The organism is Burkholderia sp. Tr-862 (assembly GCF_011753085.1).
Classification (GTDB): Bacteria; Pseudomonadota; Gammaproteobacteria; order Burkholderiales; family Burkholderiaceae; genus Burkholderia; species Burkholderia ambifaria.
Genome location: NZ_VWWG01000005.1, coordinates 1 through 12,090, shown reverse-complemented (window position 1 = coordinate 12,090; position 12,090 = coordinate 1). Strand labels below are relative to the sequence as shown.

The following is a 12,090-nucleotide window of genomic DNA, read 5'->3' as shown; positions in this document are numbered from 1 at the left end:
CCGACCATGAATGATGCTCAAGACAAGGGCACAACCTCGATCAGCCTGGTACGTGAGGCCATTCTCGTGGCGACACAACGGAATCTCGATGTGTCGGCCGTCCTCCAGCACGCGGGGATCGCGGCAGAATTGTTGAATGCACCGAGAGCCCGTGTGCCGGCGTTGGCCTTTTCGCGCCTGTGGGCGGCGCTGGCCGACTTGATGGACGACGAGTTCTTTGGTCTCGACAGCCACCCACTGCGCCGGGGCAGTTACGCGCTGATGTGTCACGCGGCGCTGCATTCGGACAATCTGGAACACGCGCTGCGTCGCATGCTGAAGTTCCTGCGTGCCGTTCTCGACGACATTCATGGGGAGTTGCGCTGCGAAGGCGAGCATGCGGTGATCATCCTGCATGACGATGGGCGGACACGCCGGCTCTTTGCCTACGGGACATGGTTCATCCTCGTGCACGGTTTTGCATGCTGGCTCGCACGCAGACGGATTCCACTGATCGAGATGAGGTTTCGCGCGTCCGCACCAATCGATGACAGCGACTACCGCATGCGCTTCTGCGAGGACGTGACGTTTTCCGCGGAGGAGACCCTGATCCGGTTCGATCGCAGTTTCCTCGACCTCAAACTGTCCGGGACGGAAGCGAGCCTGCGTGCATTCCTGGAGAATGCACCGGCCAATATCCTGGTCAAGTATCGCAATGAATCGAGCACGACGGCCCAGGTCAGGCGCCGACTAAGAAACCAGGCCCCCGACGACTGGCCGGACCTCGACGCGCTCTCGCGGCTGCTGAATCTATCCGCGGCCACGCTGCAACGCCGCCTGCTGGCCGAAGGCACGAACTACCGGCAACTGAAAGACGAATTGCGCCGTGACATCGCAATCGAGTTGTTTTCCAGCACTTCTCTCACGGTCGCCGAAGTCGCGGCACGGACTGGATTTCAGGAAGCCAGTGCTTTTCACAGGGCCTTCAGGAAGTGGACGGGGGCCAGCCCGGGAATGTACCGCCACGGCAAGACGAACGCTTGATCGTACGTCCGAGCGGCCGAAAGGCTCGAGCCTCGTTTCCAAACGAGCGTTGCGCAAAAGCATGGCTGCCGAGGCAAGGCAACGCAAAGCCGTGCAACCGATGAATCGCCTATAGGCGGGCAGCGCCGAAGCAGCATCCCACTCATGCTCCCTCGAATGCTCGGGTGACGGGCAGCCAACGCACGAAGCACCACGAAAACCCGACGTGTCCACAGACCTCACGCAAACTGAGGTCGGCGGGCATGGATTGGTGTGCCGGCCAGGCTGACACTGCAATCGCGTTCGGCAAACCAGAACAAGCCTCGCGCCCCGTTGCGCGGCGGAACCGGAGTTGGCTCCGCGAAAGCCCCGCACTTAATAAACACCGCAAGACAAGCAATCGCTTACTCGGGCCACAGTTTTCCCTTCAACCCGCCACCCAATCAGCGGCGCGAAAAGAAAAATTGCCCTCGATGAGCAGCGCATTGCGGTAGCAAAAAAGATATGGAGACGAGAATGACAACCCGGTTCAGAATCCGCCGAAGCCCGGCTATTGTGAGTGCGCTATTCGCGGCATCAGCCGTTACCGTATCGGGCTGCGGCGGCGATGACGCGGCACCGGCAAACGCCGCGGTCGTGACGGCAGCCGCGAAGTGCAGTGCGTTGGCTGGCATGACCGTTCCTGCCAGCTCGATCGGGTTGCCGACCAGCGGTGCTACTGTCGTGTCCGCGACGCTCGTCGCCGATACCGTTTCTGGTAACCATAATGGTGAGTACTGCAAAGTGCTCGGCACCATTCATCCGGTCGATTTCAATGCGCCCGATATTCGGGCGGAGGTGGATCTTCCGACCAACTTCAACGGAAAAGCGGTCCACTTTGGCGGCGGCGGATTTGACGGCACCATTGCCGATACCGAGGGTTCGCCCGCCGACGGGTTCCTGGCGGGGGCAGAGCCCGCGGGCGTCAGTACGCCGTTGCGCAGGGGTTACGTAACGATGGGGAGCGACAGCGGGCATGAGGGAAACGCCCTGGACGGTTCGTTTGCAGCAAACGACGAGGCACGCGCCAACTACGCAGGCGACCACATCAAGAAGACGCACGATTTCGCAGCCTTCCTCGCAAAGGCACGATATGGGTCGGACTTCGTGCACAGTTATTTCATTGGCGGCTCGAGCGGCGGACGACAAGGCTTGATCGCGGCGCAACGATTCCCGCACGACTACGACGGCATCATTTCGACCTTTCCCGCGTCGGGAATCACGGGACTGTGGCTGCAGATGGGCAGGATCTCGCGATCGCTGCTGGCGCCCGGCGGATACATCACGCCCGCCAAAGGCAAGGCCGTGCTCGCAGCGGTCATGAAGCAATGCGACGCGCTGGACGGTGTGGCTGACGGCATTATCAGCAACCCTGCTGCATGCGTGTTCGATCCAGCAGCGATTCGCTGCGCCGGTGGGGGCGACACCGGCGACAGTTGCCTGTCAGACGCGCAAATCAATACGATGACCACCGCTGGCACACCACTCGACTTCAGCTTCGATCTGGCAAACGGAATTCACACCTTTCCGGGATATAACGCGTTCGCCGGAGCGGACTTTTGGTCGACGCCCCTGGCCTGGGGTAGTTCCGCCGCCGATGCGACGGTCGAGCCTGGGGTGATCGGCAAGACCGCATTTTTTTACGCGTTTCCAAATGACATGCTCCGGTTCGCGGTCGCTCGCGACGCTGCCGCCAGCATTCTGAATTTCAATCCTGCGAACCCGGACTCATTGACCTCGCGCGTCCAGGCCGTGAGTGCGCTCATGGACAGCACCGGCACCGACTTGAGTCAATTCCAGAGCCGCGGCGGCAAGATCATTCTCCAGCACGGACAATCAGACCAGTTCATCCCGGCGCAATTGTCGATCGATTACTACAACAGGCTGGTATCCCGATTCGGGCAGGGGCCACTGGGTCAATTTCTGAAGTTCTACCTGGTTCCGGGTGCAGCCCACAGCTTCGGCGGACAATTCAATGGTTCATATGACGGTCTGACGGTATTGGACAACTGGGTGACGAAAGGAGTCGCGCCCAAAGATCTGACCATCACCGACCTGACTCCGGCAACAGCCGGACGTACCAGACCGATGTGCGAATACCCACAGTGGCCCAAATACATCGGGGGCGACCAGAATCTGGCGGCGAGCTTCTCGTGCTCGAATTAGTGCGGTTCGCCGTGCGCACCAATCGGCTGTGCCGGGCGGTTGGCTTCCGCCCGGAATTGTCCGCGCTGACGCAACCGGGTCCGCACGTTCCAGCCCGATGCCAATCACCACCCTCGTTACGCCCGTACTCAAACGAATAGACGAATAGCCTCGTGCGATGCAGACCGTCGCACGGGGCACGGTTTGTCCGAGGGACTGCGTCAATCCGTCATCACGAGAAGCGATTGCTCCAACTGGCTGCCGCCAGTGGCGTAACGCCGCAAACATCGGTGTCCGATGACCTCATTCAGGTTGAAGTTGACGGACATGGACGGCCAATCGCGTCCGTCTGACACTGGTTGCAACTCGCGCGCATTTCAATGCACGACATTAAATCCAAGGAGACGACATGAACCAGATAGACGTGTACTCACTCGCCGGTCGGGCCAGATTCAATGGCTTTCATGCCCTTGTTCTGTTCTGGTGTGTCCTGATGTTGATACTCGACGGCTACGATCTTGCCGTCGTCGGCGCGGCGCTGCCGTCGATCATGAAGGACATGCGCATCGACGCGACCAGCGCGGGCATCATGGCCGGCTCGACGCTGTTTGGTGTCATGCTCGGGGCCATTTTCCTCGGCACGCTGGCTGACCGCTTCGGACGACCGACGATGATGTGCGTTTGCGTGGCCCTGTTCAGTCTTTTCACTGCGGCCGCCGGGTTGACGAGCGATCCCGTCAGTTTCAGCGTCACGCGCTTCGTCGCCGGCCTGGGCATCGGCGGCGTCTTGCCGATCGTCACCGCGCAGATGGCGGAGCTTTCGCCCAATGCGTTGCGAACCCGATTGGTCACGCTGGTGTTCGCCGGATATTCGATTGGCGGGATTCTGGTGGCGCTGACCGCGAAGCAGCTTATCGGCAGCTACGGCTGGCAATCGGTCTTTTTCGCTGCGGGCCTGCCTGTCCTGCTGATCCCGTTCATCATCAAGACGATGCCCCATTCGATGATTTTCCTGCTCAAACGCGGCCGGCACGACAAACTGCGCGCGGTGCTGAAGCGGTTGGTGCCCGACTATCCGTTGACCGGTCAAGAGCAGTTCGCGGGAGGTTCGTCAGACCAAGCCCAGGACGCCTCGGTGCGACGCCTCTTCCAGGACGGGCGGGGCTTCAGTACCTCGATGATCTGGGTCGCGTTCATGACGGGCCTCTTCATGGTCTACGCGCTCAGTTCGTGGTTGACCAAGCTGATGGCCATGGCCGGATATAGCCTCGGCTCGGCCTTGAACTTCGTGATTGTCTTCAACGTCGGCGCCATCGTCGGTGCGATCTTCGGTGGTTGGCTCAGCGACAAGGTCAACATCAAGCGGGTGCTGATTGCGTTTTACGTCGTCGGGGCAGTGGCGCTGTCACTGATGGGCCACACGAAGTCGACCGGATCGTTGTTTGTCGTCGTATTCGTTGTCGGCGCATCGACACTCGGTACGCAATTGCTGGCCTACGCTTATGCGGGAGACTTCTATCCGCATGCGATCCGATCTACGGGTGTTGGCTTTGCTTCCGGCGTGGGCCGGATCGGCGCGATCGTGGCTCCGGTGCTCATTGGCTGGCTCGTGTCCTTGAAGCTGCCGCTGGAACAGAATTTCATGGCGATCGGCCTGGCTGGCCTCATCGGCGCGGCGGCGGTGACGCTGATCAACCAGACACGTGCCGACTCGCATCGCTCGAACAGTGCGCCGGTTGTCGCGGTTCAGGGTAGCGCGGGCCGCTGACGCTTCTGCCATGGCAACTCAATCGCCGACATTCTTGCGAACAACACGGCTCGTATGAGCTCTACCCTCGACAAACGCCACATGGCTCAGTGCAAAGCATCTTTCAATGCCGGCATCGAAATGGACCGTCTATCTCCTCCTCCGTTGAACTCGTTCGCCGACGTGACCCGAGCCGTCGATTGGGCGCTCGTCACGCGGCGCAGCGTCCGCGCTTTCCTGCCCACGCCGGTTCCTCGCGAGCACATCGAAGCCATCCTCGACGTGGCTCGCTTCAGCGCAACGGGCGTCAACATCCAGCCTTGGCATGTGCATGTCGTGACAGGCGCGATGAAGTCCCGCCTGTCTGCCGCCGTCAACGAGATCAATGACGATCCTGGCCGCAGCGCCGACCTGGACGAGCCCTACGATTACTACCCGCGCGAATGGATCGCACCTTATGTGGATCGCCGGCGCGCGGTTGGCTGGAACCTGTATGGCTTGCTGGGCATCGAGAAGGGTGACAAGGAGCGGATGCACGTCCAGCACGGTCGCAATTACAGCTTCTTCGATGCACCCGTGGGCCTGTTCTTCACGGTTGACCGGGTCATGCGTGAAGGCAGTCTGCTCGACACGGGGATGTTCCTGCAAAGCGTCATGATCGCCGCCCGGGCGCGGGGCCTCGACACCTGCCCGCAGGCGGCGTTCAACAAGTTCCACCGCGTCATCGCCGACGAACTGTCCATTCCCGACAACCAGATGTTGGTGTGCGGAATGAGCCTGGGTTATGCGGATCACGGCTGCATCGAGAACACGCTGGTAACGGAGCGTAGTCCGGTAGGTGACTTCACTACTTTTTATAATGAATGAATGGAGACAACGTCATGAGTGCAACGGCCTATTCTCGTGGCCTCGAGAAGAACGCGGCAAACCACGTTCCATTGACGCCCCTGACCTTTCTCGATCGAACCGCCGACGTCTTTCCGAATCGAACCGCGATCATTCATGGCGACTTCCGGCAGACGTGGGCGGAAACGCGCGAGCGTTGCTATCGCTTCGCGTCGGCGCTCGTTCGGTTGGGGATCGAACCGGGCGACACGGTGTCGATCATCGCGCCGAACACCCCGGCCATGCTTGAGGCCCACTTCGGCGTCCCGCTCTCGGGCGCCGTTCTCAATGCCATCAATTGCCGCCTCGATGCCGACGGCATCGCATTCATTCTGCGCCACGGCGAATGCAAGCTGCTGCTCGTGGACCGCGAATTGGCGCCTCTGGTCGAGAAAGCATTGCAGTCGGTTCCCCATCCGCCGCGCGTGATCGACATCAACGATCACGAAGCACCCGACGGCCCGGCCATCGGGGAAACCGATTATGAGTCGCTGCTGGCGAGCGGCGATCCGGCATTTGCAGGCTGCCGCCCGGTCGACGAGTGGACGCCGATCGCGTTGAACTACACCTCGGGCACCACCGGCGATCCGAAAGGCGTCGTTCCGAGCCACCGTGGCACCTATGTGATGAGCCTGTTGCAAATGACGAACTGGCCGCTCCCGCGTGCGCCGATTTACCTGTGGACGCTTCCCATGTTCCACGCGAACGGCTGGTGCTTCACATGGGCGATTACGGCAGCGGCGGGAACGCATGTCTGTTTGCGCAAGGTGAATGCCGCGCATATTCTCTCCGCGATCACCGACCACGGCGTCGATCATTTTTGTGCGGCACCGATTGTCCTCGCAGGCATCGCGAGCGTGCCCCCGTCGGAACTGCAGCCGTTGCCTCGTCGTGTGCGGGTCTTGACCGCCGGCTCGCCGGCGCCGGCAGCGGTGCTGGAGGCCGTTGGCGCGATGGGTTTCGACGTCGACCACGTCTATGGCATTACCGAGATCGCCGGTACGCCGATCAGCTGTGCATGGCACGACGAGTGGGATACGTTGCCGTCGGAGCAGCAAGGGAGATTGAAAGCGCGACAAGGTGTACGCGCGGCCGCGTTCGAGAACTTGTCGGTCGCCGATCTCGCGACGCTCGAACCGGTCCCCGCCGATAGCACGTCTTGCGGCGAAGTTCTGGTCCGGGGGAATACGGTCATGATGGGATACTTCAAGAATGCCGACGCAACGGCACAGGCTTTCGCTGGCGGCTGGTTTCATACCGGCGATCTTGCGGTCGTTCATCCCGACGGCTATATCCAGATCACGGACCGCTCCAAGGACGTCATCATCTCGGGTGGAGAAAACATTTCGTCCGTGGAGGTGGAGGAGGTCATTTATCGCATGTCCGGCGTGCTCAACGCGGCCGTGGTCGCTCAGCCGGATGACAAATGGGGCGAGACGCCTTGTGCGTTCATCGAACTGAAACCGGATGCCTCTCACATCACCGAGGAGGATGTGATCTTGTTCTGTCGCGAGCGACTGGCGCATTTCAAATGCCCGCGTCGTGTGATTTTCGGCGAGTTGCCCAAGACCGCTACGGGCAAGATCCAGAAGTTCCGTCTCCGGGAGCAAGCGGGCAGCCAGGTAGCGATCACGAGGTTGGCGGGATAGCGCTGTTGGTCCGCTGGGCGCCCATGCGCTGTTTCGCTGAATGACGATTCGGACTGGTCCTTTGGACACGGGGCGTGGCTCGCTCCGGCGGGACACTGTGCCGGGTAAAGCACCCTGACGCATCAAAGACATCGATGACATCGACCGCATCGCCAGCCGCCCGGCAACGGACGGCGGGCGATGTGCATTCCCGTGAACAGCGCGGTCGATGCCCGATTGTTGTCGCCCGGACAACACGATGTGCGCACACGCGGTGCTACTGGCATCCGTCGCCGTTTCTTACAATCGCTCACACGCTCGATCGACATGCGAGCGAAGCGAAGTGCGTGACATTCACGGTCGCGCCCGCGAACCGCGCTGCGCAGTGCGGCTTACCCCACTTGATCAACAGGACGATTGACCATGAACAAATCAATCCGCAACGTACAGCCGGTTACCACCCGCCTCGGCAACGAAGATTCGGGCGAACTCGTCTCTTCCCGCTATGCCGTGCGCATCGGCGACGTCGATGTCGTGCTGATCAGCGACGGCGTGCTGCCGCTGCCGACCTCCACCATGTCCACCAACGTGAGCGAAGCGGACCGTAACGAATGGTTCGACGGCCGTTTCCTGCAACGCGACATGTTCGACTGGGCGCTGAATATCGCGCTCGTGCGCAGCGGCGAGCGCCTGATCCTGATCGACTCGGGCGTGGGCGACGGTTTCGAATACTTCACGCGCGCCGGGCGATCGGTCATGCGTCTGGAATCGGCGGGCATCGACCTGGCTGCGATCACCGATATCGTGATCACGCACATGCACATGGACCACGTCGGCGGCCTGAACACCGACGGCGTCAAAGCCCGGCTGAGCCCGGACGTGCGCATTCACGTATCGGCCGCGGAAGTCGCGTTCTGGAAGAATCCGGATTTCAGCAAGACGGTGATGCCGGAAACCGTTCCGCCCGCGCTGCGCAAGGCGGCCGCGAAGTTCGTCGAACTCTACGGCGAAAACATCGTGCAGTTCGACCGGACCGTGGAAGTCGCGCCGGGCGTGTCGGCGCGCGTGACGGGCGGGCACACGCCGGGACACTGCGTGGTGGACATCGCGTCGAAGGGTGAAAAGCTGACGTTCGTCGGCGACGCGGTCTTCGAAGTCAACTTCGACAATCCCGACTGGCAAAACGGCTTCGAACACGATCCCGAAGCAGCGGTCGACGTGCGTATCGCGCTGTTCAACGAAGCCGCCGAAACCGGCGCGCTGCTGGCCGCGGCGCACGTGGCGTTCCCGTCCATCGGGCATGTAGCAAAGAACGGCGAAGGTTTCCGCTTCGTTCCCGTCACGTGGGACTACTGATTGATGCAGGGCTGACGACGGACGACGTTTCCCGAATCGCCACCCATCAATAGAAAAACGCCGCCGCACTTCCGTGCGACGGCGTCCTCTTGCGCACCAACGCGCACATCAGGACCGCATGACACTCACGCGACGGTTGAACTATTCCGTTGCGCGACCTCGTCCACGGCGTCCTTCACGATACCGACGCTCTCGTCCGCTTCCTCGCGCGCGATCGAGAAATCGACCATTTCGCGCTCGGCCGTATCGAGCATGTCGTTCGACATCGATTCGGTCACGCGCGCGCGGCCACGAAGCTGCCGCGCACGACTTCGCAACGGATCAGGCCCTGCCTTTCGAGTTCCTTGTCGGCATTGGCGACGGTCTGCACGCTAACGCCGAGGCTCGACGCCACGTCGCGCTGCGGCGCGAGCCGCGCGCCCGGTGCCAGCGCGCCGATAGCTCGGTCCATCCCGTCTCGATGTCTCCACCGTTGCTTTCGCATGGCCGCTCAAAAAGACACCCGGAAATTATTGGCCTAGTGCAATCGCGTGCGGAATGCATGATGCGCTACGTTCATTCGGTGTGACCGGTGCGCGGCCGTCCAGGGCGCGCGGCCCGTCGGGCCTACAACGCCCGCCCCCCCGCACGGATCGGCCAACCGCCAGCGGCGATCCCGGTCGCCGCAGTCGGGCCGGTATAGTCTGGTTTGATCCGCCGCGAATTCACAAGCTTACAGCTCGACCAGCCCCGGGCCAGCTGCCCGGATTGCTCGTTGCAGGCTGGCGCCGCGGCGTGCGGCAATGACACCAAGGTGACAAAACCGATAGTTTGCTATCGAATGTTTTTGCCTCTATCATCTCGCCCATGACCAATCTGCACGACCTTCGCCTCGCCGTCAGCAGCCTGCTGGTGCTCACCGCGCGCAAGTGGCGCCGCACGAGCGACGCCGTGCTGACCGCGTACAACGTGTCCGAAGCCTGCGCGACGCCGCTGCTGATCGCCGGCCGCCTCGGTGAAGGCGTGCGCCAGGGCACGCTCGCCGAGCACGTCGGCATCGAGGGGCCGTCGCTCGTGCGCCTGCTCGACCAGCTGTGCGCGGCCGGCCTCGCACGCCGCGACGAGGATCCGCACGACCGCCGTGCGAAGACGATTTCGCTGACGGCCGCCGGCCGCGCGGTCACCGCGAAGATGGAAGAAGACCTTCGCGTGCTGCGCGCGCAGGTGCTCAAGGGCGTCACGCGCGCCGATCTCGAAGCGACGCTGCGCGTCCTGAACGCATTCGGCGCGGCCGATGCGCAGCACCCGGCGTCACGTCCGTCCCACCCCGCCGATTCCGCGTCATGACCTATCCGAGCCTTCGCGACTGGCTGTTCTCGGGCAAGACGTTCGCCGCGTCGATGCTGGCGCTGTACCTCGGCCTGTATTTCCAGCTGCCGCGTCCGTACTGGGCGATGGCGAGCGTCTACATCGTGTCGAACCCGTTCGTCGGCGCGACGCGCTCGAAGGCGCTGTATCGCGCGCTCGGCACCGCGCTCGGCGCGGCCGCCGCGATCCTGTTCGTGCCGCCGTTCGTCGAGACGCCGCTCCTGTTCAGCATCATCGTCGCGACGTGGTGCGGCACGCTGCTCTACCTCGCGATCTCCGACCGCACCGCGCGCAGCTATGTATTCATGCTCGCCGGCTACACGATGCCGCTGGTCGCGCTGCCCACCGTGACCGATCCGTCGACGATCTTCGACGTCGCGATCGCACGCACCGAGGAAATCGTGCTCGGCATCGTGTGCGCGAGCGTGGTCGGCAGCGCCGTGTTCCCGAACCGGCTCGCGCCGACGCTGATCGAGCGCACCGACGCGTGGTTCAAGGACGCCGCGTTCTACGGCCGCGAGACGCTGTCCGGGCACCTCGCGGGCAAGGCGCTGTCCGCGTGCCGGCAGCGCCTCGCCGCGACCATCACCGGCCTCGAATTCCTGCTGAGCCAGCTGAGCTACGACCACGCGCACCCGCACGTGCTCGCCCGCATGCAGGCGCTCGCGGGCCGGATGCAGCTGTTCCTGCCGCTGATGTCGTCGCTCGCCGATCCGCTGATTGCGCTGATGCGCGACCTGCACGTGCGCCCGCCCGCGCTCGACGCGCTGCTCGCCGACGCCGCGAAGTGGTTCGACGCGCCGCTGCCGGCCTTGAAGGCCGGCACCGAGGGCGCGACGGCCGACGACCCGGTCGCGGACAACCTGCGCGCGCGCATCGCCGCGCTGCAGCCGCCGGACAGCGCGCTGACGAGCTGGGACGGCGCGCTGCTGTCGAACGCGCTGTGGCGGTTGCGCCAGGTCATCGACATCTGGCAGGACTGCCGCTCGCTGCGCGCGCTGATCGCGAACGAGTCGGGTGTCTGGCAGCCACGTTACCGGCACTGGCGGCTCGGCGGCACCGAGCGCTTCTTCGATCGCGGGATGATGCTGTTCTCGACGCTGACCGTGGTCGGCGCGATCGTGTTCGCTTGCTGGCTGTGGATCCAGTCCGGCTGGCACGACGGCGCCGGCGCCGTCACGCTCGTCGCCGTCGCGTGCAGCTTCTTCGCGGCGCTCGACGAGCCCGCGCCGCTGGTGTTCAAGTTCTTCCTGGCCACCACCGCGAGCGTCGTGTTCGCGGGCCTGTACCTGTTCGCCGTGCTGCCGCACGTGCACGACTTCGCGATGCTCGTGCTGATGTTCGCCGGCCCGTTCATCCTGATCGGCACGCTGCTGCCGCGCCCGCAGTTCAACATGGTGACGATGCTCGTCGCGGTGAACACCGCGACCTTCATCAGCATCCAGAGCGCGTACGAGGCCGACTTCTTCGTGTTCCTGAACAGCAACCTTGCCGGCGTCGCCGGGCTGCTGTTCGCATACGTATGGACGCGGGCGACGCGGCCGTTCGGCGCGGAACTCGCGGTGCGGCGACTGCTGCGCTCGGGCTGGGAGGACGTCGCGCGCTCCGCGTCGACGCAGCCGCTCGACGATCAGCGCAACCATGCGTCGCGCATGCTCGATCGCGTCACGCAACTGTTGCCGCGCCTCGGCGCGTCCGACGACCACCGTCATCCGTCGATCGAGAGCTTCCGCGACCTGCGTATCGCGCTGAACGCGCTCGACCTGCGCCGCTCGCGTCGCAAGCTGTCGGGCGACGTGCCCGACGCGATCGACCGCGTGCTGGCCGGCGTCACCGATCACTACACGCGCTGCGCGGCCGCGAACGCGCGCCAGCCCGCGCCGCCGGCACTGCTCGCGTCGATCGACGATGCGTTGCAGCGCGTGGCCGGCCGCAACCTGC

Annotated in this window: 8 protein-coding genes and 1 pseudogene; 8 read left to right on the top strand and 1 reads right to left on the bottom strand. The window is 63.4% G+C overall.

Annotation, left to right across the window (positions count from 1 at the left end):
• Nucleotides 1-6: 6 nt before the first annotated feature.
• The 6 genes from F3J14_RS02790 to F3J14_RS02765 all read left to right on the top strand — a co-directional run bounded on the left by F3J14_RS02790 (nt 7) and on the right by F3J14_RS02765 (nt 8,802).
• Nucleotides 7-1,023 (top strand): AraC family transcriptional regulator, encoded by a 1,017-nt coding sequence (locus F3J14_RS02790; protein WP_166721673.1) that lies wholly within the window; start codon nt 7-9, stop codon nt 1,021-1,023.
• Nucleotides 1,024-1,518: 495 nt separating this feature from the next.
• On the top strand, nt 1,519-3,207 hold the full coding sequence (locus tag F3J14_RS02785; RefSeq protein WP_166721672.1) for a tannase/feruloyl esterase family alpha/beta hydrolase: 1,689 nt from the start codon (nt 1,519-1,521) through the stop codon (nt 3,205-3,207).
• A 388-nt stretch (nt 3,208-3,595) separates the two neighbouring features.
• Nucleotides 3,596-4,954 (top strand): MFS transporter, encoded by a 1,359-nt coding sequence (locus tag F3J14_RS02780; RefSeq protein ID WP_166721671.1) that lies wholly within the window; start codon nt 3,596-3,598, stop codon nt 4,952-4,954.
• A gap of 81 nt (nt 4,955-5,035) precedes the next feature.
• Nucleotides 5,036-5,800, top strand: a complete 765-nt coding sequence (locus F3J14_RS02775) for a nitroreductase (protein WP_166721758.1) — start codon at nt 5,036-5,038, stop codon at nt 5,798-5,800.
• Nucleotides 5,801-5,814: 14 nt separating this feature from the next.
• Nucleotides 5,815-7,467 (top strand): AMP-binding protein, encoded by a 1,653-nt coding sequence (locus tag F3J14_RS02770; protein ID WP_166721670.1) that lies wholly within the window; start codon nt 5,815-5,817, stop codon nt 7,465-7,467.
• 402 nt (nt 7,468-7,869) lie between these two features.
• Nucleotides 7,870-8,802 (top strand): MBL fold metallo-hydrolase, encoded by a 933-nt coding sequence (locus tag F3J14_RS02765; protein WP_166721669.1) that lies wholly within the window; start codon nt 7,870-7,872, stop codon nt 8,800-8,802.
• A 206-nt stretch (nt 8,803-9,008) separates the two neighbouring features.
• On the opposite strand, the pseudogene F3J14_RS02760 reads toward F3J14_RS02765, so the two are convergent.
• A pseudogene (locus tag F3J14_RS02760) lies at nt 9,009-9,345 on the bottom strand (GntR family transcriptional regulator); the annotation flags it as partial.
• Between the two features lie 303 nt (nt 9,346-9,648).
• Here F3J14_RS02760 and F3J14_RS02755 point away from each other — a divergent pair.
• Both F3J14_RS02755 and F3J14_RS02750 read left to right on the top strand, forming a co-directional pair.
• The gene (locus F3J14_RS02755) at nt 9,649-10,128 is read left to right on the top strand and encodes a MarR family transcriptional regulator (RefSeq protein ID WP_006755464.1); all 480 of its coding nucleotides are present in this window, start codon (nt 9,649-9,651) and stop codon (nt 10,126-10,128) included.
• Nucleotides 10,125-12,090, top strand: a 1,966-nt coding sequence (locus F3J14_RS02750) for an FUSC family protein (protein WP_166721668.1), incomplete at its 3' end; no start/stop codon positions are given. The genes F3J14_RS02755 and F3J14_RS02750, both read left to right, overlap by 4 nt.

Excerpts from the sequence above, each read along its gene's own strand:
- F3J14_RS02790 (WP_166721673.1), top strand. The coding sequence starts at position 7 with ATGAATGATGCTCAAGACAAGGGCACAACCTCGATCAGCCTGGTACGT.
- F3J14_RS02785 (WP_166721672.1), top strand. The coding sequence starts at position 1,519 with ATGACAACCCGGTTCAGAATCCGCCGAAGCCCGGCTATTGTGAGTGCG.
- F3J14_RS02780 (WP_166721671.1), top strand. The coding sequence starts at position 3,596 with ATGAACCAGATAGACGTGTACTCACTCGCCGGTCGGGCCAGATTCAAT.
- F3J14_RS02775 (WP_166721758.1), top strand. The coding sequence starts at position 5,036 with ATGGCTCAGTGCAAAGCATCTTTCAATGCCGGCATCGAAATGGACCGT.
- F3J14_RS02770 (WP_166721670.1), top strand. The coding sequence starts at position 5,815 with ATGAGTGCAACGGCCTATTCTCGTGGCCTCGAGAAGAACGCGGCAAAC.
- F3J14_RS02765 (WP_166721669.1), top strand. The coding sequence starts at position 7,870 with ATGAACAAATCAATCCGCAACGTACAGCCGGTTACCACCCGCCTCGGC.
- F3J14_RS02755 (WP_006755464.1), top strand. The coding sequence starts at position 9,649 with ATGACCAATCTGCACGACCTTCGCCTCGCCGTCAGCAGCCTGCTGGTG.